The sequence below is a fragment of the Frigoribacterium sp. NBH87 genome, assembly GCF_014217665.1.
Taxonomy (GTDB): domain Bacteria; phylum Actinomycetota; class Actinomycetes; order Actinomycetales; family Microbacteriaceae; genus Frigoribacterium; species Frigoribacterium endophyticum.
The window spans coordinates 1,750,924-1,775,939 of record NZ_CP043650.1 but is presented as its reverse complement, the minus strand read 5'-3'; the positions used below and the strand labels follow the sequence as shown (position 1 = coordinate 1,775,939).

Below are 25,016 nucleotides of genomic sequence, written 5' to 3'. Positions count from 1 at the left end.
GCGGCCCGGCGGTCGTCGCCTGTATCTTCATGTCGAGAGACCTGCGCGAGTAGCGTGGGGCCCACGAACGCAGAGCCACACGAGGGAGTACCAGCGGCATGGCCAAGATCATCTACACGCTCACCGACGAGGCGCCGATGCTGGCGACCTACTCGTTCCTTCCCGTCATCGAGGCGTACGCGAGCACCGCGGGGGTCGACGTCGAGACCCGCGACATCTCGCTCGCCGGCCGCATCATCAGCCAGTTCCCCGAGCGGCTCACCGAGGCGCAGCGCGTCGACGACGCCCTCGCCGAGCTCGGCGCCCTGGCGACGACGCCCGAGGCGAACATCATCAAGCTGCCGAACATCTCGGCCTCGATCCCGCAGATCAAGGCCGCCGTGCGCGAGCTGCAGTCGCAGGGCTACGACCTGCCCGACTACCCCGACGACCCCTCGACCGACGCCGAGAAGGAGGCGCGGGCCCGCTACGACAAGGTCAAGGGCAGCGCCGTCAACCCCGTGCTGCGCCAGGGCAACTCCGACCGCCGCGCGCCGGCGAGCGTCAAGCAGTACGCACGCAACCACCCGCACCGCATGGGCGAGTGGAGCAGCGACTCGGCGACGAACGTCGCCACGATGGGCGTCGACGACTTCCGCAGCAACGAGAAGTCGGTCGTCATGCCCGCCGACGACACCCTCACCATCGAGTTCGTCGGCGCGGACGGTAGCACGCGGGTGCTCCGTCAGTCGATCCCCGTGCTCGCGGGCGAGGTCGTCGACGGCACGGTGCTGCACGTCGCGGCGCTCCGCGAGTTCCTCGCCGCGCAGATCGCCCGGGCCGAGGCCGAGGGCGTCCTGTTCTCGGTGCACCTCAAGGCGACGATGATGAAGGTCTCCGACCCGCTGATCTTCGGCCACGTCATCCGCGCCTTCTTCCCCGACGTCTTCGAGCAGCACGGCGAGGCGCTGGCCGCCGCCGGGCTCGACCCCGCCGACGGGCTGAACGCGATCCTGCAGGGTCTCGACCGCCTCCCCCAGGGCGCCGAGATCAGGGCGGCGTTCGAGGCCGGCATCGCCTCCGGCCCCGACCTGGCCATGGTCGACTCCGACAAGGGCATCACGAACCTGCACGTGCCGAGCGACGTCATCGTCGACGCCTCGATGCCGGCGATGATCCGCAGCTCGGGCCACATGTGGGGGCCCGACGGCGCCGAGCACGACACCCTCGCGGTGATCCCCGACTCGAGCTACGCGGGCATCTACCAGGCCGTGCTCGACGACTGCCGCGCCCACGGCGCTTTCGACCCGGCGACCATGGGCACCGTGCCGAACGTCGGCCTGATGGCCATGGCGGCGGAGGAGTACGGCTCGCACGACAAGACCTTCCAGGCCCCGGCCGAGGGCACGATCCGCGTGGTGAACGCTGCCGGTGAGTCGCTGATCGAGCACGCGGTCGCCGAGGGCGACATCTGGCGGGCCTGCCAGACGAAGGACATCGCGATCCGCGACTGGGTCAAGCTCGCCGTGACCCGTGCCCGCGCCAGCGCGACGCCCGCCGTGTTCTGGCTCGACGAGAGCCGCGCCCACGACGCCACGCTGATCGGCCTCGTGCGCTCGTACCTGGCCGAGCTCGACACCGACGGGCTGCAGATCGAGGTGCTGTCGCCGGTCGAGGCCATGGCGTTCTCGCTCGAGCGCATCCGTCGCGGTGCCGACACCATCTCGGTGACCGGCAACGTGCTGCGTGACTACCTCACCGACCTCTTCCCGATCATGGAGCTCGGCACCTCGGCCAAGATGCTGTCGGTCGTGCCCCTGATCAACGGTGGCGGCCTGTTCGAGACGGGTGCCGGCGGCTCGGCGCCGAAGCACGTGCAGCAGCTCGTCGACCAGGACTACCTCCGCTGGGACAGCCTCGGCGAGTTCCTCGCCCTCGCGGTCAGCTTCGAGCACCTCGCGACGGCGACCGACAACCCGCGCGCGCAGATCCTCGCCGACACCCTCGACCGTGCGACCGGCACCTTCCTCGCCGAGAACAAGTCGCCCGGCCGCAAGCTCGGCTCGATCGACAACCGGGGCAGCCACTTCTACCTCGCCAAGTACTGGGCCGACGAGCTGGCCGCGCAGACCGTCGACGCGGAGCTGGCGGAGGCGTTCGCCGCCCTCGCCGCCTCGCTCGGCGAGCAGGAGCAGACGATCGTCGAGGAGCTGATCGCGCCCCAGGGCACGGCGGTCGACATCGGCGGCTACTTCCACCCCGACCCCGAGAAGACGGCGGCCGTGATGCGCCCGTCGGCGACGTTCAACGCGGCGCTCGCGACGCTGTAGCTGTAGCTGCGCCGCGCTGCGCGAGCCGCGCCCCGCACGCGGGCCCCGCTTCGGCGGGGTCCGTGTGCGGGGTGTCGTTCGTCGTCGTCGCCGCGGGCGTGCTCGTCGAGGTGACCCTTCGTGGGCCCTGCGGGCGGGCTGGGGCCCAGATCGAGTCACCTCGATCGGTGCGCGCTCGTGAGTTGCCAATTTGAGGGGTTGAGCGGCCCTGTGGGGCCCCCAAAATGGCAACTGACCGAGGCAGCTGGCTCGTAGGGAGAGTGGTCGGCGCGCAGCGCCGGGCCCCTCGTCGAGACGACTCGTCGTGGGCCCTGCGGGCGGGTGAGGGCCCAGGTCGGGTCACCTCGATCGGAGCGCGCTCGTGAGTTGCCAATTTGAGGGGTTGAGCGGCCCTGTGGGGCCCCCAAATCGGCAACTGACTGAGGCGGGTGGCTCGTGGGGGGAGTGGTCGGCGCGCAGCGCCGGGCCCTCATCGAAACGACTCGTCGTGGGCCCTGCGGGCGGGTGGGGCCCAGATCGGGTCACCTCGATCGGTGCGCGCTCGTGAGTTGCCAATTGTGGGGTTGAGCGGCCCTGTGGGGCCCCCAAAGTGGCAACTGACCGAGGCGGGTGGCTCGTGGGAGGAGTGGTCGGCGCGCAGCGCCGGGCCTCTCATCGAGACGACTCGTCGTGGGCCCTGCGGGCGGGCGGGGGCCCAGATCGGGTCACCTCGATCGGTTCCCGCTCGTGAGTTGCCATTTTGAGGGGTTGAGCGGCGTCGTGGGGCCCCCAAATCGGCAACTGACCGAGGCGGGTTGCTCGTGGGGGGAGTGGTCGGCGCGCAGCGCCGGGCCTCTCATCGAGACGACTCGTCGTGGGCCCTGCGGGCGGGCGGGGGTCCAGATCGGGTCACCTCGATCGGTGCGCGCTCGTGAGTTGCCAATTTGAGGGGTTGAGCGGCCCTGTGGGGCCCCCAAATCGGCAACTGACTGAGGCGGGTTGCTCGTGGCGGAGTGGTCGGCGCGCAGCGCCGGGCCTCTCATCGAGACGACTCGTCGTGGGCCCTGCGGGCGGGCGGGGGCCCAGATCGGGTCACCTCGATCGGGCCGCGCCGCGCGCCGCGCGCCGCGCGCCGCGCGCCGCGCGCCGCGCGCCGCGCGCCGCGCGCCGCGCGCCGCGCGCTCAGCCGCGCAGCGCCGCGCGCAGCGTGCGCACGATCTGCGCCCGCGCGGCGCGCCCGGCGCGCGTCGGCAGCAGCGGGAACACGTGCAGCTCGCCGACCCCCTCGCGCCAGTCGAGCGCGACCCCCGCGGCGGCCGCCCGTGACCGCAGCAGGTGGGCGTCGGGGTTGAGCACGTCGCGCGTCCCGGTGAAGACCGTCAGGGGCGGGAGCCCCGCGAGCTCCCCGGCCAGCGGGCTCACCACGGGGTCGAGCAGGTCGAGCGAGCCGCGCCAGTGCTCCGCGAGCACGCGCCCGCCGGGCGTGCCGAGCCAGGGGTCGGTCGGCTGCACGAGGGGGATGCGCGGGTTGCTCCACGTGAGGTCGAGCGCCGGCGAGATCATCAGCACGTGCGCCACGTCGACGCCCTGGTCGCGCAGCGACTGCGCCGCGGAGAGGGCGATCTGGCCGCCCGCTGAGTCCCCCGCGAGCACCACCGGGCCGACGGCCGAGGTGACCAGGTCGGTGATGCCGACCCGCGCCTCCTCGGCGGTGCCGAAGGGCACGAGCGGGTAGATCGGCAGCAGCACGGTGGTGCCGACCTCGGCCGCGACCTGGGCGGCGAGGTGCCAGTGCTGCGACACGATCTCGCCGACCCAGCCGCCGCCGTGGGCGTAGACGACGGTGCCGGCGGAGGCTCCGTCGCGGCGCGAGACGCGGTAGACCGGCCAGCCGCCGCGCTGCTCGACGTCGACGCGCACGTCCGAGCGCAGCGTCGCGGGCGGCCCGTACGGCGCGGGCCGCAGCGACCGCTCGAGGATGCGGCGCCGGGCCCCGGCCTCGGTCGTGAAGGTGCGGTTCGCCCGCGTCAGCCGCAGGAAGACGGGGGCCAGCGCCCGCGGCAGCACCAGCCGTGTGGCGAGCGGCTCGTGCACGGAGCGGACGGGGGGAGTCGCGGGTCGAGACCCGGCACCGCCCCCGGACCCGGCACCGCCAGACCCCGCACCGGCACCGCGAGACCCCGCCCCCCGCCCCGCGGCACGACGACGGACGGACGACAGCACCCGGCTCAGCTCCACGACGCGGACGCTACTCGGCCGACGGTGCGGGGTAGCTGTAGAAGCCCTCGCCGCTCTCGCGCCCGGTGGCGCCGCGGTCGAGGTAGTCGCGCTGGATCATCTCGGCGAACGCGCGCCCCTCCGGCCCGCCGGCGACGGAGACGGCGTGCACGGTGCGGAGCCCCACGACGTCCATGATCTGGAACGGCCCGAAGGGCGCCCCGGTGCCGATGCGCCAGGTCGTGTCGACGGTCTCGGGGTCGGCGACGCCCTTCACGAGCAGCGCCGAGGCCGCGTTCAGCAGCGGCACCAGCAGCGAGTTGAGCACGTAGCCGGGCTGCTCCTTCTTCAGCTCGATCGGCACCATGCCCATGCCGCGGGCGAACTCGACGACGGCGCGGAACACCTCGGGCGAGGTGGCCGGCGTGCCCATCACCTCGGCGGTGTTGTTGACCCAGATCAGGTTGGCGAAGTGCAGCGCGAGGAACTTCTCGGGCCGCCCGGTCGCGTCGACGAGGTCGCTCGGCAGCAGCGTCGACGAGTTCGTGGCGAGCACGGTGCGCTCGGGCAGCAGCGGCGCGAGCCGGGCGTAGAGGTCGCGCTTGAGCTCGAGGCTCTCCGGCACGGCCTCGACCACGAGGTCGGCGTCGGCGACGGCCTCGGCCAGGTCGGTGCTGAAGGTCACGCGACGGAGCGCCTCCCTCGTGGTCTCCTCCGTGGCGCCGCGCAGCCCCTGCGGCGTGAGGTACGTCGCGGCGAGGCCGTCGAACCGGGCCCGCGCGACGGCGATCTGCTCGTCGCCGATGTCGTACGCGACGACGTCGCTGCCGGTGTACGCCGCCTGGAAGGCGATCTGCGCGCCCAGCACGCCGGTGCCGAGCACGGTCACGCGCGAGAGCGGGGTCGCCGAGGCGGGGTCGGAGGCGGTGGCGGAATCGTGGGAGGCGGTGGCCGGGTCGAGGGGGGAGGTCATGGTCGGTCCTTCGGTCGGGTCGGTCGGGTGGTGGTCGGGGCAGTGGTCATCGGGGCGGGAACCGGCGCGGGCCCGGGAGCCGGCGCTGGCCCGGGCGCCCGCCCGCCGAGCCGAACGTCAGCCCGTCGCCGCGGACGCGGCCGAGCCGGAACAGCACGAGGTCGCGCAGGTAGTCCTGGTGCAGCCGCCACGGCGTCCGCGCGCCCTGCCGCGGCATCAGGTGCACGCCGCGCGCGACGTAGCCCGAGCGGAGGTCGATGAGGGGCGTGAGCTCGCCGAGGCCCCGCGACCCGGTCGGGGCGGTGGGCACGACGCGCGACTCGCCCCGCGACTCCATCGATCGCAGCACGCGCTCGACGAAGGTGACGACGAGGTCGATCTTGAGGGTCCACGACGCGTTCGTGTAGCCGATGGCGAAGGCCATGTTCGGCACGCCGTCGAGCATCGCGCCCTTGTAGGTCACGTGCTCGGCGGGGTCGACCTCGCGGCCGTCGACGGTCATCCGGACCCCGCCGAAGAGCTGCAGCGTGAGGCCGGTCGCGGTGACGACGACGTCGGCGGGCAGCTCCTCGCCCGAGGTGAGCCGCACGCCGCGCGGCGTGAAGCCCGCGATCGTGTCGGTGACGACCCGTGCCGACCCCTCGCGGATCGCCCGGAACAGGTCGCCGTCGGGCACGACGCAGAGCCGCTCGTCCCACGGGTCGTAGCGCGGCACGAAGTGGCGGTCGACGTCGAAGCCCTCCGGCAGGCGGGCGGCCACGCGCTCGCGGAGGATCCGCCCGGTGCGCTCGGGCGCACGCCGGCTGAACCGGTAGGTGACGAGGCCGGTCGCGATGCCGCGCCAGCGCGAGACCCGGGCGGAGGCGCGGAGCCCGATGCGTCGCGCCCGCGGCAGCAGGCGACGGTCGCGGCTCGGGAGCGCCGCGACCCAGGTGGGCGAGCGCTGCAGCATGGTCACCCGGGCGCCCCCGGCCGCGAGCGCCGGCACGAGGGTCATCGCCGTCGCGCCGCTGCCGATCACGACGACGTCGCGGCCGGCGGTCTCGAGGCCCTCGGGCCACTGCTGCGGGTGCACGAACTCGCCCTCGTAGGCGGCCTCGCCGGGCAGCTCGGGGCGGTGGCCCCGGTCGTAGCGGTAGTAGCCGGAGGCGAGGAAGAGGAAGGAGGTGGTGAGGGTGGTGGTCGTGACGGCCCCGTCGTGCGTGCCGGGGTCGCGGGGTGCGTCGGGCCCGCCGGAGTCGCGGGTCGGGTCGGCGGCGCCGGTCTCGACCCGCAGGGTCCAGCGGTCGTCGTCGGACGACCAGTCGGCGCCGACGACGCGGTGCCGGTACCGCACGAGCTGCTCGACGCCGGTCTCGGCCGCCGTGTCGCGGACGTACTGCAGGATGGCCGCGCCCGGCGCGATCGACCGCTCGTCGACCCAGGGGCGGAACGAGTAGCCGAGCGTCGCCATGTCGCTGTCGGAGCGGACGCCGGGGTAGCGGAAGAGGTCCCAGGTGCCGCCGCTGACGGCGCGGGCCTCGAGCACGGCGATGCTCCGGCCGGGGAACGCCGCGCGCAGCCGGGCGGCGGCGCCGACGCCGGAGAGGCCGGCCCCGACGACCACGACGTCGAGGTGCTCGACGGGGCCGGTCGGGCCGTCGGCGGAGCTCGCCGGGGCGGACGTCGTCGTCTCATCGGTCATGCGTCCACTGTATCGACACAGTGTTGAGAGTGTCGACGGTGTGTCCGCCGAGCGCTGCGGGACGGTACCATCGGCGCATGCCCCGTGACCTCGACGCCGTCGCCGCGACTCCCGGGGGCCGGGGACGGCGGTCGACCCGGGTGTCGGGCGACGAGCGCGAGCAGGCGATCCTCACGACGGCCGACCGGCTGCTCGGCGAGAAGGACTTCTCGGCCCTGACGATCGACGACCTCGCTCGCGGGGCGGGCATCTCGCGGCCGACGTTCTACTTCTACTTCGCGTCGAAGCGCAGCGTGCTGCTGGCGCTGCTCGACCGGGTCGCGCACGAGGCGTCGCGGCGCTCGGCCGAGGTGTTCGTCGGGCTCGCCGACGACCCCGCCGCGACCTGGCGGCGAGCGATCTCGGCCTTCTTCGAGACGTTCGCGGCGCACCCCGGCGTCGTCGCCGCCGTGGTCGGCGCGCGCGGCACCGACGCCGAGATCGTCGCGCAGTGGTCGCGGCTGCTGCAGGGCTGGATCGACGAGACGGCCCGCGCGATCGGGGCCGAGCGCGCCCGCGGCGCCGCCGTCGCCGGGCCCGAGCCGCGCGTGCTCGCGACCAGCCTCAACCTGCTCAACGAGCGCGTGATCATGGCGGCGCTCACCGAGCCCAGCCTGCCCGGGGCGGCCGTCGACCCCGTCGACACCCTGCTGCACGTCTGGCTGAGCAGCATCTACGGCGCCGCCGCGCGCTGAGCCCCGAACGCCAGCACCGTCGCCTGCCCGGCCGGCCAGGTGAACGGCGGGCGACCCGGCTGCGCGGCAGAACCACCGACTGATCAAAGAACCACGATCTGACGTGGTTCTTTGATCAGTCGGTGGTTCTCGCGGGTGCGAGGACGGCCGGGCGGGGGACGGGCGGGGCGGCGGGGCGGGTCGCCTCCGGGAGTCAGCCGCCCACGACGGCGCCGAGGCCGAGGCGCGGCCAGAGCCAGCGCAGGCCGGCAGCGAGGCCCACGGAGGCGGTGTGCCAGTCGTGCCCGCTGCCGGGCACCGTGAGACGGGTCACGTCGATGCCCGCCGCCTGCGCCGCCGCCGAGACGACGGGCTGCACGGGCCCGTAGCGCGAGTCGTCGGCCCCCACGGCGAAGAAGCCGCCGAGGTCGGCGTACCGACCGTGCGCCCGCATCACCGCGACCGGCTGGGCGGCGTCGTACGCGGCGCGCGAGCCGTCGAACCCGCGGGCGATCGTGCGGTCGACGCCGCCGTCGAGCAGCGGACCGAGCTGCCCGCTCACGTCGACGAAGGAGCCGAAGACGTCGGGGTGCCCGGTCGCCAGCTGCACCGAGCAGGTGCCGCCCTGCGAGAAGCCGGCGATCGCCCACGCGGCGGGGGAGCGCTGCACGTCGAGGTGGGCCGTGACCCAGGCGGGCACGTCCCGGGTGAGCCAGGTCGCGCTGTCGCCGAGCTCGCCGTCGACGCACATCGGGTTCGAGGTCGGCCGGCCGAGCTGGTCGGGCATCACGACGATCGGAGCGAGCCCGTCGTGCTGCGCCGCCAGGGCGTCGAGCTGGTCGTCGAGGTGCCCGGCGTCGACGAGGTTCTCGGGGGCGGCACCGGGCCCCTGGCCGGAGAGCGCCACGACGACCGGCAGCGCGGGCGGGTCGGCGGTCAGCGCGGCCGGCGGCAGCCACACCAGGGCGGGCCGGGCCCGGAAGTGCGAGTCGGTCGCCGGGATCACCACGCTGCCGAGCCGACCGTGCCGGGGCAGCTCGGCGGGCGGGGTCCACTCCGCCGGGAGGGTGCCGGAGGCGGTGGTCGCGTCGCCCGCCGACACCCCGTGCTGGGCGGGCGGCAGCGTGAGCGGCGCGACGTGCGACACCCCGAGCAGCGCCCCCACGGTCGGGAACAGCCCGGCGTCACGGTTGACGGCGAGGCCCGTCGAGAGGGCGAAGACGACGACTCCGAGCCCGGCCACGACACGACGACCGGCCCCGCCGCGCACGGCGGCGACGACCGCCACGGCCAGGCCCGCGCCGAGGGCGGAGACCCAGGCCCGGTCGACCCAGGTCGGAGGCACGTCGAGGGCGGCCTGCACGTCGCCGACCCACCACGACACCAGGGCGCCCGCGCCGGCACCGACCACGGCGGCGACGCCGACCGCCGTCCACCAGCGCCGGGGGCGGGGGCGGGTGCGAGATCGGAGGCGGGGTCGCAGGCGGCCCGCCCGGGTCCGGAGGTGCGGTCGGAGCCCGGCCGAGTTCCGCCCGGGCCGCGCGTCCCGCCGCCCGACCCGGTCGCCCGGCGGGCGCACGAGCCACACGGCCAGCCCGAGCGCCAGGGCGTACACCGGCGCCAGGGTGAGGACGGAGACGAGGGAGAACGACACCGCGGGGCCTTCCGGACGAGCCCCGCCGGAGGTCGGGCGTCGACGGGTCGCGGGGCGGGCACACCCTAGGGAGCGATCCCATGACGCAGCCGTCAGCGCGACGGGACCCGCAGGGCGCCCGGCCCGCACCTCCCGTCCGGCCCGCGCCTCCTGCCCGGCCCGCGCCTCCTGCCCGGCCCGCGCCTCCTGCCCGGCCCGCGTCCCCCGCGCCTCCGCGCCTCCCGCCTACTGCACGGCCGCGGTCAGCCTCGCGACGTTGTCGACGACCTGGATCGCCGCCGGCCGCGTCAGCCACTCGTCGAGGTGGACCTCGCGCGACTTCGAGCGGTAGTCGTCCTCGACGGCGCGCAGGCGCTCGACGAAGTGGGCACCGCGCACGAGCAGCGACACCTCGAAGTTGAGGCTGAACGAGCGCATGTCCATGTTGCTCGAGCCGACGACGGCCACGTCGTCGTCGACGGTGAAGTGCTTCGAGTGCAGCACGATCGGCTTCTCGTAGAGGAAGATCCGGACGCCCGAGCGCAGCAGCGTCTCGTAGTACGACCGCTGGGCGTGGTAGACGAGGAACTGGTCGGCCACCTCGCAGGCGAACAGCTGCACGTCGACGCCGCGCTCGGCGGCCGTGGTGATCGCGTAGAGCATCGAGTCGTCGGGCACGAAGTAGGGGCTCGCGATGATGAGCTTCTCCTGCGCGCCGTAGACGAGCGCGTTGAACAGCCGCAGGTTGTTCTCGCCGTCGAACCCGGGCCCGCTCGGCACGACCTGGCACTCGATCGCGTCGGGGCCGGTGCGGCGCTCGACGGGGGCCTCGAGGTCGTCGACGACCGGCAGCTCGTCGGTCTCGGAGTACCAGTCGGTGAGGAAGAGCGCGTTGAGGCCGACGGCACCCGGCCCGTCGAGCCGCACCATCAGGTCCTTCCACTGCAGGCCGCGCTTGATGTTGCCGCGCTTGTTGTAGCTCGGGTCGGTCATGTTCTGCGAGCCCGTGAAGGCGACGTCGCCGTCGACGACGACGATCTTGCGGTGGTTGCGCAGGTCGGGGCGCCGCCACATGCCCTTGGTCGGGTGGAACGGCAGCATCTCCTCGAAGTTCAGCCCCGCCTCGCGCAGCCACCGGCGCGTGACGCGGCCCTGCGGGTTGCGGATCGTCGCCCAGTGGTCGTAGAGCACCCGCACCTGCACGCCGCGGTCGTGGGCCCGCTTCAGCGCGTCGAAGAACGGGAAGGTCGTCTCGTCGCGGGTGAAGATGTAGAACTCGACGTGCACGTACCGCTCGGCCTCGTCGACGGCGGCCGTCATCGCCTCGATCGACGCGCGGTAGTCGGGCAGCAGCTCGGCCGTGTTGCCCGGGCTGAGGGGCATCGAGCCGAGGGTGCGGTTGAGCTTCACGACGCTGCCGAACCACGGCGGCTCGGTCTCGATCGTCGCGGCCTTCGTGTCGAGGCCGGCGGTGCCGTCGAGGATGCGCTGGTTGATCTCGCGCTGCTTCTCGCGCCGGTCGCGGGGCAGCTTCGACGAGCCGATCAGCCCGAAGAGCAGGCTGCCCGGGATGGGCGCGACGAAGATCGCGGTCAGCCACGCCATCGCCGAGCTCGGCTTGCGGTTGCGCGGCACGGCCGCCACCGACACCACGCGGATCACGATGTCGACGACGAGCACCACGGTGGGGAGTGCCTTCAGCACGGAGCGCCATCTCATGGGCTGATCCTGTCAGGTGGTGCCTGACCGCGCCTCCCCGGGTCTCGCCCCTGTGGGGTACGGGCTCCTGGGGAGGGACGGCGGCCCCGCCCAGCCCACCGCGGCCGCCCTCAGATCACCGTCAGCTGCGCCCGGGCCGCCTCGATCGTCGCGAGCACCGAGCGTGCGTCGGCGAGCGAGTGCAGCGGCGAGTCGGTGACGCCCTCCGCGACGAAGCCCGCGACCGCCGTGGCCTCGTAGGCGAGCCCGCGGCGGCCGGTCGGCACGGCGGGGTCGCTCCAGACGGCGGTGCCCTCGTCGGTCGCGAGCTCGAAGGAGGCGGGGAAGACCAGGTTCTCGAGCGTCCGCAGCGAGCCGGCCGAGCCGCTGATCGTCCCCCGCCCGGGCGAGGTCGCCAGCAGGCTGGTCGCTGCCGTCGCCAGCACTCCCCGGTCGCTGCGAGTGACGATCGCGGCCTCAAGGTCGACCCCGTCGGCGCGGGTGGTGCCCGAGGCGCGCACCTCGACCGGGTGCCCGCCGGCGAACTGCGTGAACCACGCGGCGTACACGCCGATGTCGAGCAGGGCGCCGCCGCCGAGGGCCGGGTCGGTCATGCGGCCGGGAGCGGTGAGGTCGTTCGCCCAGGCGACCTCGGCGGTCGCGAGCCGCACGTCGCCGATCGCGCCGTCGGCCAGCAGCTGGGCCATGACGGTCATGTGGGGGAGGTAGCGGGTCCACAGCGCCTCGGCCGCGAAGACGCCCGCCGCCCGGGCCGCGGCCGCGATCTCGTCGGCCTCGGCGGTGCTCACGGCCATCGGCTTCTCGATCAGCACCGGCTTGCCGGCGGAGATCGCGAGCAGGGCGTCGGGCCGGTGCCGGGTGTGCGGGGTGGCGACGTAGACCACGTCGACGTCGGGGGAGGCGACCATCGCGGCGGCGTCGTCGTGGCCGCGCTCGACGCCGTGACGGCGGGCGAAGGCGTCGGCGCGCTCCTGGCTGCGGGAGGCGATCGCGACGACGCGCTGGTCGGTGAGCGAGTGCAGGGCGTCGGTGAAGTCGCCGGCGATCTCGCCGGCGCCGATGACGCCCCAGCGCAGGGCGGGGCCCCCGCGCAGCGCTGCGGCGGAGGAGGAGGGGAAGGTGAGGGTCATGCCCCCATGCTGGCCCCGCCGCGACGCGCCACGCCGCGGCACGCTGCGCCCCGGCGGCGTCGAGATGCCTCGTCCTGGGCCCTCCGCGCCCGCCGGGGCCCACCTAGGGGCATCCGGATGTGCGCGGGGTAGCGTCGGGGGCTCAGCACCGCGAACGAGAGGCGACGACATGAGCGAACCAGACAGGCCCCGCGACTCCCTCCGCGCCGCAGCGCGCCGGGCGCTGTCGGCCCTTGACGAGAGCGGCGTCGTCTCGCCCGACGACCGCGCTGCCCTCCGCGACCTCGCCGCGAAGGCGGGCGAGAAGGTCCGCGAGAGCGCCGCGACCGGGCGCGACGCCGCTGACCGTGCCGCCCGCCTCGTCGACGGCGCCGCCGCCACCGGGCGCGACGCGGCCGAGCACGCCCGTGGCCTGCTGCACGACGCCGCCGAGGAGGGCCGCGACCTCGCCGCCGCCGCCGAGCGCATCGTCGCCGACGTGACGCAGGCGAGCCGCGACGTCACCGAGACGGCCGCCGACTCCCTCCGCGACGCGACGAACCGGCTCGCCCTCGCGGGCCGCCGTCAGGAGCGCGTCCTCCTCGCCGTCGGCGGCAGCGTCACGGTCGCCGTCCTGGCGCTCGCGGTCGCGATCGGCCGCCGCCGGGGCTGAGCCGCTCCGGGCGGCGTGGGCCGAGCGCACCACCCCACCACACGCCGGAGGCGCGGTGCCCGTCGACCGGGCACCGCGCCTCCCGCGGTGGGTCACCGTGTGACCCCGTGGTCGCTCAGTACGCGACGTTGATGTGCTCGCGGCCGTGCGCCGGGGTCTCGACCTCGTCGACGATCGCGAGGGCGAAGTCGGCCCCGCTGATCGCGGAGTTCCCCTCGGCGTCGTAGACGGCGACGTCGCCGCCGACGCGGTAGCGGCCGAGCGCCTCGCCGGGTGCGTAGGCGCCGAAGAGCATGGCGGGCGAGACGAAGGTCCAGTCGAGGCCCTCGGGGCGGTCGAGCAGCTCGAGCAGCACGGCGTGCATCTGGAGGGCCTCGGCGGCGAACTCGGGCGGCAGCTGGCCGGTGTCGGCCTGGCGCTCGGCGCCCTCCTCGAGGCGGAGCGAGCTGAAGCCGCCGACGACGACGAGGCGGGCGCCGTGCTCGGCGGCCAGGGTCGCGATCTCGCGGTCGGCCTCGACGATCTGGCCGTCGAGCTCGCCGCGGGGCGAGAGGGAGGAGACGACGACGTCGGCCCCGGCGACCGCACGGGCGCGGACGTCGGCGTCGAGCACCGACCCGGTCTCGTAGCGCACGCCCTCGACCTGCTGCTCGGGCACGGAGCGGCTGACCGAGGTCACCTCGTGGCCGCGGCGCGCGGCCTCGGCGACGATCGCGCTGCCGGCGTAGCCGGTTCCTCCGAAGACGGTGATGCGGGTCATGTGGTTCTCCTTCTGTCGCGGTGGGGCGGTACGGGGCTACGCTACGTCCATTGGTATCCATCGGGAAGTAGGCACTTTTTGGTAACCATCGATCCGGCCACGCGCGAGCTCAGCGAGTCGACGAGCGAGACCAGCGGGCTCGACGCCTCGTCGTACGAGCTCGACCCCTACCAGGCGGGCTGCCCGACGCGGCGGGTGCTCGACCGCATCGGCGACCGCTGGACGGTGCTGGTCGTCGGCACCCTCGACGACGGCCCGCGGCGCTTCTCGGAGATCCGCCGGGTGGTCGACGGCATCTCGCAGAAGATGCTCACGCAGACGCTGCGCGGGCTCGAGCGCGACGGCCTGGTCTCGCGCACCGTCTACGCCGAGGTGCCGCCGCGCGTCGAGTACGAGCTGACGGAGGCGGGCCAGACGCTCCGGGCCCCGCTCAAGGCCCTCGAGCGCTGGTCGATCGAGCACTTCGGCGACGTCAGCGACTCGCAGCGGGAGTACGACAGCCGGGCCTGAGCGCGGGCGCGTCACCCGCGGTGGGTATGCTCCGCGCGTGACCGCCGCCCCGCCTCCCTCGGCCTCGCCCTCGTCGTCCGCGCCCGGGGGCCTGCAGCGGCGGCTCGGCCTCGTCGCCGCCGTCGTGATCGGGCTCGGCTCCATGATCGGCGCAGGAGTCTTCTCGGCCTTCGCCCCCGCCGCGGCGGCGGCCGGCGACCTGCTGCTCGTCAGCCTGCTGATCGCCGGGATCGTCGCGTTCTGCAACGCGACGTCGACGGCGCAGCTCGCGGCCCAGCACCCGACCTCGGGCGGCGCCTACGCCTTCGGCCGCGAGCGGCTCGGCGAGTGGCCCGGGTTCGTCGCGGGCTGGGGCTTCGTCGTCGGCAAGACGGCGAGCTGCGCCGCGATGGCGACCACCGCCGCGGTCGCGCTGGTGCCCGACCCGTGGACCCGCCCCGCCGCCCTCCTGCTCGTCGTCGCCGTGACCGCGCTGAACGCCGCGGGCATCACCCGGACCGCCGCGGCGACCGCGGTGATCGTGGCCGCGGTGCTGGCCGTGCTGGTGGTGGTGGTGGTCGTGGTCGGCAGCGCGCCTCCCGGGGTCGGGGCGGTCCTCGACGCGGCCTCCGGTGCTGGTGGTGCAGGCGGTGCGGGAGGCGCGGGTGAGGGACCGACGCCGGTCGCCGTCCTGCAGGGGGCCGGCCTGCTGTTCTTCGCCTTCGCCGGCTACGCGCGGATCGCGACCCTCGCCGAGGAGGTGCGGCGCCCGTCGGTGACGATCCCGCGGGCCGTCGTCATCGCGCTGTCGGCCGCGCTCGTCGTGTACGCCGCGGTGGCGCTGGTGCTGCTCCGTGCGCTCGGGTCGGCGGGGACGGCGGCGTCGCAGCGCCCCCTCGTCGACGCCGTCGAGGCGGCCGGAGCGGGGTGGCTGGCGCCGGTGGTCGCGGTCGCGACGGGGGTCGCGGCGAGCGGGGCCCTGCTGGCCCTGGTCGCGGGCATCGGGCGCACGAGCCTGGCGATGGCGCGCGAGGGCGACCTGCCCCGGGGGCTCGCCGTGGTCGACGCCCGGAGGGGTGTGCCCCTGCGGGCCGAGCTGGTGCTGGCCGCCGTCGTCGGCGTGCTCGTGCTGACCGTCGACCTGCGGGGCGTGATCGGGGCGTCGTCGTTCGGCGTGCTGGTCTACTACCTCGTGGCGAACGTCGCGGCGCTGACGCAGACGGGGGAGCACCGTCGCTGGCCCCGCGTGCTGCCGGTGCTGGGGGCGGTCGCGTGCGTGGCGCTCGTGGTCACGCTGCCGCTCGCGTCGGTGGTCGCCGGGGCGGGGGTCTTCGCGGTGGGGGTGCTGGGTCGTCTCGTGGTGCTCCGTCGGAGGCGCGGGTCGCCGGGCGCCGGGCGCGGGTCTCGGACGACGGGGCTCTGAGGACGGTCCCGCTCCGCGCTGATCCACTCTGGAGTGGAGCGGCGTTCGGTAGGTGTGCCCTTCGAGCCAGGCTGCTCCACTCCGGAGTGGATCGAGCATTCTGGGGGGCGTCGTCCGGTCGCACGGACGATCCGGTCGCTGTCGCTGTCGCTGTCGCGGTCGCACCCGCTGCCGACGCCCCGACGCTCGACGACCACCCGCGCCCCGTCCCGCGCATCCCGCCCGTACCGCCCCGCCCGGATCACACGCGCCGCGCGACCGCCTCGCTCCTCCAGCGGGCGTGCAGCGACCACGGGTCGGGCTGCCCCTCGGCGAGGGCGCGCACGTGCGCGAGCAGCTCGCCGTCGGCGGTGAACCACTCCGTGCGTCCGTGTCGCTGGGCCGCGAACTGCTCGTGCCGTGCCCGCTCCACGGCGCGGTCGCCGCGCTCGAGCGCCAGCAGCTCGTCGTGCCAGATCGCGGCGAGGCGCTGACGGGGGTTCCCGGTCGTGCCGATCTTGATCCTGTCGCGGAAGCGCAGGTAGTACACGACGTCCACCCGGGGAGGCGCCAGCTCGCCGTCCGGGACGTCCCCCTGCCGCCACTCGCACACCGCGCAGAGCCAGGCGGAGGGCCAGCGCACCCCGAGTCGCGCTCCGCAGGCCGGGCACGGCGTGGGCAGCGCGTCCTCGACGCCGATGCCCGCGCCTCCCCGCTCCGCGTCGCGCCACCAGTCCGCGGCCAGCTCGAGGTGCCGCCGGCAGAGCGGGACGGGCGCACCCGGCTCGACGGCGTGCGGGCAGTCGCCGCCGCCGGTGCACGGCGGGGCGTCGGTCAGGTCCATCCCCGGACCGTACGGCCGACCACCGACGCCGCTCCCGCGGCAGCCCGTCCCGCGCGCCCTAACCCCGCACCAGCCTCCGCACCGCCTCCCGCACGATCTCACGCTGCTCGTCCCGCCCCGTCGTCGCGGCCGGCGCCCCCTCCAGCCCGGGCAGCTGCACCCAGGCCGACGCGATCGAGAGCAGCACGGCGAACAGGTCGTCGCCGCCCCACGGCGTCGCGCGCACGGCGCCGACCCGGTCGAGCTGGTCGATCGACGCGTCGCGGGTCTCCTGCAGCACGGCGAAGGAGGCCTGCCAGTCGTGCGTGTCCTCCAGGCGGGCCCAGCTGAGCAGCCGGTGGTTCTCGGGGTGCTCGGCCAGGTGGTCGAAGAGGGCGACGGCGAACTCCTCGGCGCTGGCGTAGGGCACGGCGGCGGCGGCGCCCAGCTCCGCGAACGAGAGGTTCAGCACCGTCGTGAACAGCGCCTCCTTGTCGCCGAAGTGGGCGTAGAGGCGCTCCTTGCTGCAGCCGGCCGCGGCCGAGATGCGGTCGACCCGGGCACCCGCGAGCCCGCGCGCCGAGAACTCCGCCGTCGCCGCCTCGAGGATGCGTCGTCGGGTCTCGTTCGCGTCGTGGGCCATGGCCGAGAACCTAGCCCACGGTGGCGCTCCAACCAAATGGTTGGTAGTGTTGCCCGGTCCTCATGCCGGGACCCGCCCTACCCAGGAGAACAGTGACCACCTCATCGACAGGCTCCGTCCCGACGACCGCGCCCTCCGCGTCGCCCACGCCGGGCTCCGCCCCCGCCCACCCGAGCCGCCGCTGGTGGGTGCTCGTCATCGTCGGCCTCGCCCAGCTCGTCGTCGTGCTCGACGGCACCATCGTCAACATCGCCCTGCCCCAGGCGCAGGCCGAGCTCGGCCTCACCGACGAGAACCGCCAGTGGGTCGTCACCGCGTACGCCCTGGCCTTCGGCGCGCTCCTCCTGCTCGGCGGCCGCATCGCCGACTTCTGGGGCCGCAAGCGCACCTTCATCGTCGGCATGGTCGGCTTCGGCGCGGCCTCGGCCTTCGGCGGCCTCGTCTCGACCGGCGAGCTGCTCGTCACCGCCCGCGCCCTGCAGGGCGTCTTCGCGGCCCTGCTCGCCCCCGCCGCCCTCGCCGTGCTCACGACGACCTTCGACCGCGGGCGCGAGCGCAACACCGCCTTCGCCGTCTTCGGCGCCATCTCCGGTGCCGGCGCGGCCGTCGGCCTCGTGCTCGGCGGCGTGCTGACCGAGTTCGTCAGCTGGCGCTGGTGCCTCCTCGTCAACGTGCCGATCGTGATCGTCGCCATCGTGGCGGCCGCGCTCGTCGTCCGCGAGAGCAAGGCCGAGGGAGACAACCGCCTCGACGTCGCCGGCACCGTGGTCGTGGCCCTCGGCCTCGCCTCGCTCGTCTACGGCTTCACGCAGGCGGAGGACGGCTGGGGCTCCGCCGTCGTCATCGGCTTCATCGCCCTCGGCGCCGGACTGCTCGCCCTCTTCGTGCTGATCCAGAAGCGCTCCGACCACCCGCTGCTGCCGCTCGGCGTGCTGACGAACCGCGTCCGCGGCGGGGCCTTCCTCGTGCAGCTGATCGTCGGCAGCGTCATGATCGGCGCCCTGCTCTACCTCACCTTCCACCTGCAGATCGTGCTCGGCTTCGGCCCGCTCGAGGCCGGCCTCGCGACCCTGCCGATGACCCTCGTCATCATGGTGATGGCGCCCATCCTCACCAAGCTGCTGCCCGTGATCGGCCCGCGCGTGCTGATGATCGTCGGCCCGGTCATCGCGGCGGCTGGCCTCTTCTGGCTCTCGCTCGTGACGGTCGACGGCGCGTACGCCACGCACGTGCTGCCCCCGCTGATCGTGATGGGCGTCGGCCTCGCCGGCGTCTTCGTGCCGATGCAGAACCTCGCCCTCGCCGGAGTGGCGCCGCACGAGGCGGGCGCGGCCAGCGCCACCTCGAACGCCATGATGCAGATCGGCGGCTCGGTGGGCCTCGCGGTCTACACGAACCTCTACGCGTCGGCCGTGGCCGGCAGCGCCGCCGTCGGCCTCGGCAGCCTCGTCGACGGCTACTCGGCCGCGTTCGTCGCCGCCGGCGTCGCGACGCTCGTCGCCGCCGTCATCTCGTTCGTGATGATCCGCGGCTCGAAGGAGGACCTGCTCCCCTCCGGCCCCGTGGTGCACATGGGCTGAGCAGCCCGCAGCAGCCCCGAGGAGGCGCGGTGTCGGTCAGTCCGGCACCGCGCCTCCCGCATGCCCCCGCCCCCCTGCCGCCGCTGCCGCCGCCACACGACAGAACCACTGACTGATCAACGAACCACGTCAGATGGTGGTTCGTTGATCAGTCGGTGGTTCGCGAGGGGGCGCAGGGCAGCGCGGGGGCGCAGGGCAGCGCGGGGGCGCAGGGCGGCGAGGGGGCGCAGGGCGGCGCGGGGAGGCGGCCTGCCCTGAGGGCGCTACTCCGCCTTCTCGGTCTGCCACTTCTCGGGCGCGCGGTCGCCGTTCGGGCGCACCGGGCGCACGTCGCCGACGATCGGGATCGCCCGCTTGCGGAGCGCCCAGAGGTAGCGCACGAAGAAGTGCGTCAGCGTCGACAGGCGGTTGCCGTTGCCGAGCAGGCTGGTGATGTGGACGAACACCCACAGCAGCCAGGCGACCGGGCCGGTCAGGGTGAAGCCGTTGGGCAGCTGCACCACGGCGGCGTTGGTGCCGACCGTCGCCATGGTGCCCTTGTCGTGGTACTTGAACTTCTCGAGGGGCTTGCCCGCGAGCATCCGCTGGATCTGCTCGCCGATGTGCTCGCCGCCCTGGATCGCCGGCTGCGCCAGCTGGGCGAGGGCGTCGTCGGTCGCGGCGATGTCGCCCGCGGCGAAGATGCGGTCGAGGCCCTTGACGGTGAGGTCGTCGTTGACCTGGATGCGCCCGCCGTGGGTCTGCGGCACGCCCCAGCCGGCCACCTCGGCGTGGGCGGCGACGCCGGTCGCCCAGATCACGAGCTCGGCGGGGATGAACTCGCCGTCGGCCGCGACGACGCCGTCGGGGCGGACCTCCTCGACGCCGGTGTCGAGGCGCAGGTCGACGCCGCGCTTGCGCAGCACCTTCGCGGCGTACTTGCGGAGGCGCGGCGAGAACGGCTTGAGCAGCTCGCCGCTGCGGTGCACGAGGGTGATCGTGATGCTCGAGGCGTCGATCTCGGGGTAGGCGTCCTTCAGGGCCTGGTCGCGCAGCTCGGCGAGCGAGCCCGCCATCTCGACGCCGGTCGCGCCGCCGCCGACGATGACGACCCGGACCTCGCCGCTGCCGACCGAGGCCGCGGCGTTCTCGAGCTGCGTGAACAGCTCGTCGCGGATGCGGAGCGCCTGCGAGCGGGAGTACATCGAGTAGGCGTACTCGTACGCGCCCTTGGTGCCGAAGTAGCTGGTGTTGACGCCGTTCGCGAGCACGAGGGCGTCGTAGGCGATCTCCTCCCCGTCGCGCAGCGTGATGACGCGCTCGTCGGCCCGGACGGTCGTGAGCAGGCCGTGGCGGAACTCGGCGTTCGACTGCTTCGAGCGGAGGCTGCGGAGGAAGTACGTCACGTCGCCCGCGTTGAGGCCGCCCGTGGCGACCTGGTACATGAGCGGCTGGAACATGTTGTAGACGTGACGGTCGACGAGGGTGATGCGCACGTCGGCGTGGCGCAGCGCCCGCATGGCGGCGATGCCGGCGAAGCCTCCACCGACGATGACGATGTGGGGGCGACTGTCTTCAGCCATGAGTTGACTCCTGCGATGTGTGGTGCGAGCCGGTGGTCGCCCTTGACCCCGAGGATGGCCGGGATCGTGTCCCGTCCGGAGGACAGGCTACCCACTGAGCGAGCCTCAGGAGGCACGTGTCCGCGGGCCGCGGACAGCGGCCGTGCCGCCGCGTAGGCTCAGCGCATCCGGGGGCACCCCCTCCGGCTCCGGCCACGACCTCGCCGGGCCCGCGCCGACCAGGCCGCGGGCGACCTCGACGGCGGGAGACGACGTGAAGGGCTACGTGCTCTACCGCCGCCCCGCGACCCCCGCGTCGGCCTTCCTGCGGCACGACCGCGAGGCCCGCGACCGCCTGGCGCTCGTCAGCTCGCTCGAGGAGCTCGTGCCCGTCGGCGCCGAGCTCGGCGGCCTCGTCATCGACGAGGGAGAGGCGTGGGAGGCGCGGGTCGAGCCCGCCCGCCCGGTCGAGGCCCAGCCCGAGGAGGGGCTCGCCCCGGTGATCCCGCTCTTCAGCCTGCCGCCCCGTCGCGACCGCGCCGCGCGCCCGGCGCGCGCCGCCCGCCGCTAGCGGGCGCAGCGCAGCGCAGCGCAGCCCAGCTCCGCGCAGCTCAGCGCAGCGCAGCGCAGCTCAGCTCAGCTCGCCAGCGTCTCGCGCGGGTACTCGCCGAAGCGCTCCATGTACGACGCCGAGAACCGGCCGAGGTGCGCGAAGCCCCAGGTGCGGGCGACGGTCGCGACCGAGGTCGCGCCCGGGGCCGCCGAGCGCAGCTCGTCGTGGGCGCGGTCGAGCCGCACCTGGCGGAGGTACGCCGTGGGGGCGAGGTCGAAGGTGCGCTGGAACCCCTCCTGCAGGGCCCGGAGACTGAGGTCGGCGGCCTTGGCGATGTCGGTCGAGGTGATCGGCAGGTGCGCGTGGGCGTGCACGTACTCGACCGCCGTGCGCATGCGGGCGTTGCGCGGGGCCTGCAGCTGCGGCGGCAGGTCGGCGCTGCGGTACGGGTAGAGCTGCAACAGGGCGACGGCCGCCAGCCGTGACATCTCGGAGGCGAGCAGCGGGCTGACCTCGGGGTCGGTGACCGTGCGCGAGACGAGGGCGAGGGTGTTCCACCAGGCGCGGATCGCGGCGGGCGTCGGGGTGGCCCGGCGGTCGAAGTGCAGGCGGCCGGGGGCGGCGCCCTCCCGCTCGGCGGCGACACGCTCGAGATCGGTGGTGCGGAAGTGCACGCACTTCTGCACGAAGTCGTCGAAGGCGAATGAGTAGTCGGTCTCGAGCGGCAGCAGCACCGGCATGCCGGAGGTGAACTCGGTCTCGTCACGGCCCTCGGTGAACGACCCCGTGCCCGACTGCATCCACGCGACCACGTACTCGTCGTGCGGAGCGAGCCCGCCCCCGAGGTGGCCGCTGAACCGCGTCTCGCGCAGCGTCATCGCGGTGTCGCCGACGGCCGTGTGCCGGAACGAGAACGGGCGGTCGCGGACGGGCCGGGCCTCGAAGCGGCCGGACGCGAAGGGGCCCTCGAGCGTCTCGCGCGCCGTGGTGAGGTCCGACGAGGTGAGCTCGAGCCTCACGGGGGTGTTCTCGAGGGCGCGCACTGGCTGAGTGTCGCACGAAGCGCTGTACCCCGGGGCCCGACGATGCGCGGGGTGGACAGACCGACCGTCCGGGCGCGGCCCCAGTGCAGGGGAGGGGCCGAGGTGGGGGAGCGGCTCGGCGCGGGGGAGCGGGCTCAGCGCTCGTCGTCGTCCTGGTAGAGCGCGATGAGCATCGCGGCCGCCTGGCGGGCGTCGCGGGCCGGGGAGGTGGTGCGGGTCATCGCGGCCGAGACCTGGGCGCCCTCGGCCAGCAGGGCGATGCTCGAGCCGAGCTCGCGGGGCAGGCCGGCGTCGAGCGCGAGGTCGGTGACGAGGGCGACGAACGACTCCTTGTGTCGCTGGGCCATCTCGGCGATGCGCGTGTTGTTGCGGCCGAGCTCGCCGTAGGAGTTGATGAAGACGCAGCCCTGGAAGGAGTCCTCCGCGAACCACTCCTCGAGGTAGCCGAAGATGGCGAGCAGCTTGTCGCGCGAGTCGGGCACCTCGACGGTCGCGTCGGCGATGTGCTGCGACCAGGTGACGTGGCGGGCCTCGAGCACGACCTCGACGAGCCCCGACTTCGACTGGAAGAGGCGGCGGATCTCGTCGATCTCGACGCCGGAGGCGGTGGCCACCTCGAGCAGGCGCACCGACCGGATGCCCCGGGAGTTGAAGAGGTCGTCGGCGACGTCGACGACGTGGCGCCCGGTGACGTCGAGGGGCGGGGGCTTCACGGCGGCTGTGGTCATGGGCTCGGATCGATCGGTGGGGTCTGGTCGGGACCTGCACGACACTAGTTGCACGATCGGCAGAACGAGCGGGAGTGGCCGCGCACGGCCGCGGTCCGCCCCCGGTTGTCCGGCATGCGCGGTGGGGCGGGGTCCGTGTTCGTGCGCCGTCGCCCGGGGCCCGGGGCGTCGCTCCCGTCCCCTAGCGTCAGCACCGTGACGGCCTACTCGAGCGACTCCGCGGTGCCCCGCGCCCACATCGGCGCGTACCCGAAGCGCCGCGCCGTGCCTGCGCCGGCCCCCGCCGACGTGCCCCCGGCCGTCGACGAGGCGCGCTACGCCGACTTCTTCGCCGAGGGCGCCTCAGCCCTCGACCCCGGTGTCGTCGTGGGCGGCGCCGACGGGCTTCGACTCGGCTGAGCCGCGCTCGCGCAGGTAGATCGACAGCACGACCATGCTGCCGACCGCCAGGAACTCCGACTGCCAGTTCTGCAGGGTCCGGTTCCAGAAGTCGGCCGACGCGACGTAGCCGGAGAGACCTGTGGGCGCTTCCAGGTCGAGCAGCTGCTGCTCGTCGTGGGCGACGTGGCCGGTGACGGCCTGGGCCGCCCACGAGGCGACGAAGATCGCCCCCATCACGAGCCCGAGCGAGTGGGAGGCGAGCCACAGCCGCCAGCCCGAGGCCGCGGCCCAGCGGGGCGAGCCGGGCAGGGCGTGCCCGCGCACGTGCTGCCGCTCGTCGCTCTGAGGGCCGACCTGGTCGAGCTCGCCCGACACCGTCGACCCGCGCTGCACGAGCCAGACCGTGGCGCCGATGAAGAGGACGAACTGCAGGTACTCCGACTGCCAGTTCTCGGCGACGTCGGCGGCGAAGCTCGACGACGTCACGTACTCGAGCCAGCTGACCGGCTGCAGGCGGGCGCTCGTCTGGTCGTCTGTGAAGGTCGCCCACCCCGCGAACGACTGGGCGACGAGCGCGGCGACGAAGAGCGCCCCGAAGAACAGGCCCAGGCCGGAGTCGCGGATCCGGTCGACGAGGCGACGCCGCGTCGTGCGCGTGCCGGTCACCGTGCCAGCGCCCCGATCACGAAGAAGGCGAGCAGGTGCGGTGCGGACGAGGTGTGCACGACATGCCTCCTGCCTAGACCGGCCCCGGCGGCGGGTCGAGCCCTCCCTCGGGATCGGGCACCGCGCCTCCCCGGGTGCTGGTGGGGGCGGCCGCGCCCCGCTCCCGGACGACGGCGGATCTCCGCGGCCCGGAGCCGGACACGGCCCGTCGGGAGGAGTTGCCTCGCCGTGTGGACTCCCTCCCCCTCTGGCTCCTGATCGTGATCTTCGTCGCCGCGGCGGCCGTGACCTGGGTCGCCGGCATCCAGCTCTCGAAGACGACCGACGTGCTCGACGACCGGCTGCACATCGGCAGCGCGCTCGGCGGGCTCATCGTGCTGGCCGTCGCGACCAACCTCCCCGAGATCGCGATCACGGTCAGCGCGGCGCTGTCGGGCGACGTGTCGGTCGCGGTCGGCAACATCCTCGGCGGCATCGCGATCCAGACCGTGGTGCTCGTGGTGCTCGACGTCTTCGGCCGCCGGGGGAAGGGGGTCGCGCCCCTCACCTACCGGGCCGCGTCGCTCACGCTCGTGCTCGAGGCGGTCGTCGTGGTCGCCGTGCTCACGGTCGTCGTGGCCGGCAGCCAGCTGCCCGACGGGCTCGTGCTGCTGCGGCTCACGCCCGACGTGGTGCTGATCGCCGTCCTCTGGGTGGTCGGGCTGCTGCTGGTGCAGCGCGCCGGGAAGGGGCTGCCCTGGCACGAGGAGGGCCGGGCCCCCGACGCGTCGCCCCACACCACGGGGCACCGACGTCGGAAGCCCGCCGAGCCGCACTCCCGCATGAGCACGACCCGCGCCTCCGTCGTCTTCGCCGTGTCGGCGCTCGCGACGCTCGCCGCCGGCGTCGTGCTCGAGCGGGCGGGCGACGCGGCGTCGTCGCAGCTGGGGCTGTCGGGGGTGCTCTTCGGCGCGACCGTGCTGGCGCTCGCCACGTCGCTGCCCGAGATCTCGACCGGCCTGCAGGCCGTGCGTCAGGGCGACGACAACCTCGCGATGAGCGACATCTTCGGCGGCAACGCCTTCCTGCCCGTGCTCTTCCTCGTCGCGACGCTCATCTCGGGCGAGGCGGTGCTGCCCGCCGCGCAGGCCTCCGACATCTACCTGACGGCGCTCGCGGCCCTGCTGACGCTCGTCTACGTGGTGGGGCTGCTCTTCCGCCCCCGGCGGCGGATCGCGGGCATGGGCGTCGACTCGCTGGTGGTGCTCGTGCTGTACCTCGTGGGGCTCGGCGGGCTGTTCGCCATCGCGAGCTGACGGCCGCGCACGGCCCCGGCGCTGCCTCGGCACGGGCCGGCGGGAGTCGCGGTGCAGGCCCGCAGGTCACGGTCGGGTAACGAGACCAGTCGATCTCGGGAGG

22 protein-coding genes are annotated in these 25,016 nt (G+C 74.3%); 9 read left to right on the top strand and 13 right to left on the bottom strand.

All coding sequences use genetic code 11. From position 1 onward, the window contains the following. Window positions 1–98: 98 nt before the first annotated feature. A complete protein-coding gene (locus F1C15_RS08210; protein WP_185230543.1) occupies window positions 99–2,309 on the top strand; it encodes an NADP-dependent isocitrate dehydrogenase in 2,211 nt (736 codons plus the stop codon). A 1,161-nt stretch (window positions 2,310–3,470) separates the two neighbouring features. On the opposite strand, the gene F1C15_RS08205 is transcribed toward F1C15_RS08210, so the two are convergent. The 3 genes from F1C15_RS08205 to F1C15_RS08195 all read right to left on the bottom strand — a co-directional run bounded on the left by F1C15_RS08205 (window position 3,471) and on the right by F1C15_RS08195 (window position 7,162). Then, window positions 3,471–4,382 (bottom strand): alpha/beta hydrolase fold domain-containing protein, encoded by a 912-nt coding sequence (locus F1C15_RS08205; protein WP_219731532.1) that lies wholly within the window; start codon window positions 4,380–4,382, stop codon window positions 3,471–3,473. A gap of 154 nt (window positions 4,383–4,536) precedes the next feature. Further along, window positions 4,537–5,478, bottom strand: coding sequence for a 3-hydroxyacyl-CoA dehydrogenase (locus F1C15_RS08200; protein ID WP_185230541.1), 942 nt, complete (start codon window positions 5,476–5,478; stop codon window positions 4,537–4,539). Between the two features lie 46 nt (window positions 5,479–5,524). Further along, window positions 5,525–7,162, bottom strand: coding sequence for an NAD(P)/FAD-dependent oxidoreductase (locus tag F1C15_RS08195; RefSeq protein WP_185230539.1), 1,638 nt, complete (start codon window positions 7,160–7,162; stop codon window positions 5,525–5,527). Between the two features lie 77 nt (window positions 7,163–7,239). Between F1C15_RS08195 and F1C15_RS08190 the strand changes: the two genes are divergently transcribed. After that, on the top strand, window positions 7,240–7,896 hold the full coding sequence (locus F1C15_RS08190; protein ID WP_185230537.1) for a TetR/AcrR family transcriptional regulator: 657 nt from the start codon (window positions 7,240–7,242) through the stop codon (window positions 7,894–7,896). Between the two features lie 193 nt (window positions 7,897–8,089). Here F1C15_RS08190 and F1C15_RS08185 read toward each other — a convergent pair whose 3' ends face one another. The 3 genes from F1C15_RS08185 to F1C15_RS08175 form a co-directional block, all read right to left on the bottom strand. Next, window positions 8,090–9,529, bottom strand: coding sequence for an esterase family protein (locus F1C15_RS08185; protein ID WP_185230535.1), 1,440 nt, complete (start codon window positions 9,527–9,529; stop codon window positions 8,090–8,092). Window positions 9,530–9,754: 225 nt separating this feature from the next. Next, complete coding sequence (cls, locus tag F1C15_RS08180; RefSeq protein WP_056057736.1) at window positions 9,755–11,227, bottom strand: cardiolipin synthase; 1,473 nt, start codon at window positions 11,225–11,227, stop codon at window positions 9,755–9,757. 110 nt (window positions 11,228–11,337) lie between these two features. Then, window positions 11,338–12,357, bottom strand: coding sequence for a Gfo/Idh/MocA family protein (locus F1C15_RS08175; RefSeq protein ID WP_185230533.1), 1,020 nt, complete (start codon window positions 12,355–12,357; stop codon window positions 11,338–11,340). 169 nt (window positions 12,358–12,526) lie between these two features. On the opposite strand from F1C15_RS08175, the gene F1C15_RS08170 reads away from it, so the two are divergent. Then, window positions 12,527–13,009, top strand: a complete 483-nt coding sequence (locus tag F1C15_RS08170) for a hypothetical protein (RefSeq protein WP_056057729.1) — start codon at window positions 12,527–12,529, stop codon at window positions 13,007–13,009. A gap of 115 nt (window positions 13,010–13,124) precedes the next feature. On the opposite strand, the gene F1C15_RS08165 is transcribed toward F1C15_RS08170, so the two are convergent. After that, entirely contained in the window at window positions 13,125–13,769 is a 645-nt protein-coding gene (locus tag F1C15_RS08165) for an NAD(P)-dependent oxidoreductase (RefSeq protein WP_185230531.1), read from the bottom strand. 195 nt (window positions 13,770–13,964) lie between these two features. Here F1C15_RS08165 and F1C15_RS08160 point away from each other — a divergent pair, with 195 nt between their 5' ends. Beyond that, window positions 13,965–14,279: a helix-turn-helix domain-containing protein gene (locus tag F1C15_RS08160; protein ID WP_056059166.1), complete on the top strand. Its 315-nt coding sequence runs from the start codon at window positions 13,965–13,967 to the stop codon at window positions 14,277–14,279. A 37-nt stretch (window positions 14,280–14,316) separates the two neighbouring features. Next, window positions 14,317–15,681 (top strand): APC family permease, encoded by a 1,365-nt coding sequence (locus F1C15_RS08155; protein WP_255465087.1) that lies wholly within the window; start codon window positions 14,317–14,319, stop codon window positions 15,679–15,681. Window positions 15,682–15,922: 241 nt separating this feature from the next. Here F1C15_RS08155 and F1C15_RS08150 read toward each other — a convergent pair whose 3' ends face one another. Then, on the bottom strand, window positions 15,923–16,504 hold the full coding sequence (locus tag F1C15_RS08150) for a GIY-YIG nuclease family protein (protein ID WP_185230529.1): 582 nt from the start codon (window positions 16,502–16,504) through the stop codon (window positions 15,923–15,925). A 58-nt stretch (window positions 16,505–16,562) separates the two neighbouring features. Beyond that, window positions 16,563–17,126 carry a TetR family transcriptional regulator gene (locus F1C15_RS08145; protein WP_185230527.1) on the bottom strand — a complete coding sequence of 188 codons (564 nt, stop codon included), beginning with the start codon at window positions 17,124–17,126 and terminating at the stop codon, window positions 16,563–16,565. A 92-nt stretch (window positions 17,127–17,218) separates the two neighbouring features. Between F1C15_RS08145 and F1C15_RS08140 the strand changes: the two genes are divergently transcribed. Further along, on the top strand, window positions 17,219–18,706 hold the full coding sequence (locus tag F1C15_RS08140; RefSeq protein WP_255465086.1) for an MFS transporter: 1,488 nt from the start codon (window positions 17,219–17,221) through the stop codon (window positions 18,704–18,706). 263 nt (window positions 18,707–18,969) lie between these two features. Here F1C15_RS08140 and F1C15_RS08135 read toward each other — a convergent pair whose 3' ends face one another. Beyond that, entirely contained in the window at window positions 18,970–20,268 is a 1,299-nt protein-coding gene (locus F1C15_RS08135) for an NAD(P)/FAD-dependent oxidoreductase (RefSeq protein ID WP_185230523.1), read from the bottom strand. A gap of 253 nt (window positions 20,269–20,521) precedes the next feature. On the opposite strand from F1C15_RS08135, the gene F1C15_RS08130 reads away from it, so the two are divergent. Further along, window positions 20,522–20,818, top strand: a complete 297-nt coding sequence (locus F1C15_RS08130) for a hypothetical protein (RefSeq protein ID WP_185230521.1) — start codon at window positions 20,522–20,524, stop codon at window positions 20,816–20,818. Between the two features lie 65 nt (window positions 20,819–20,883). On the opposite strand, the gene F1C15_RS08125 is transcribed toward F1C15_RS08130, so the two are convergent. Beyond that, on the bottom strand, window positions 20,884–21,843 hold the full coding sequence (locus F1C15_RS08125; RefSeq protein WP_185230519.1) for a helix-turn-helix transcriptional regulator: 960 nt from the start codon (window positions 21,841–21,843) through the stop codon (window positions 20,884–20,886). Between the two features lie 134 nt (window positions 21,844–21,977). Further along, on the bottom strand, window positions 21,978–22,571 hold the full coding sequence (locus F1C15_RS08120) for a TetR/AcrR family transcriptional regulator (RefSeq protein ID WP_185230517.1): 594 nt from the start codon (window positions 22,569–22,571) through the stop codon (window positions 21,978–21,980). A gap of 195 nt (window positions 22,572–22,766) precedes the next feature. On the opposite strand from F1C15_RS08120, the gene F1C15_RS08115 reads away from it, so the two are divergent. Then, window positions 22,767–22,970 carry a hypothetical protein gene (locus F1C15_RS08115; RefSeq protein WP_056057706.1) on the top strand — a complete coding sequence of 68 codons (204 nt, stop codon included), beginning with the start codon at window positions 22,767–22,769 and terminating at the stop codon, window positions 22,968–22,970. On the opposite strand, the gene F1C15_RS08110 is transcribed toward F1C15_RS08115, so the two are convergent. Next, window positions 22,914–23,618 (bottom strand): DUF6766 family protein, encoded by a 705-nt coding sequence (locus F1C15_RS08110; RefSeq protein WP_185230515.1) that lies wholly within the window; start codon window positions 23,616–23,618, stop codon window positions 22,914–22,916. The genes F1C15_RS08115 and F1C15_RS08110 overlap by 57 nt on opposite strands. Before the next feature lie 230 nt (window positions 23,619–23,848). Between F1C15_RS08110 and F1C15_RS08105 the strand changes: the two genes are divergently transcribed. Beyond that, complete coding sequence (locus F1C15_RS08105; protein ID WP_167260561.1) at window positions 23,849–24,913, top strand: sodium:calcium antiporter; 1,065 nt, start codon at window positions 23,849–23,851, stop codon at window positions 24,911–24,913. Window positions 24,914–25,016: the final 103 nt, after the last annotated feature.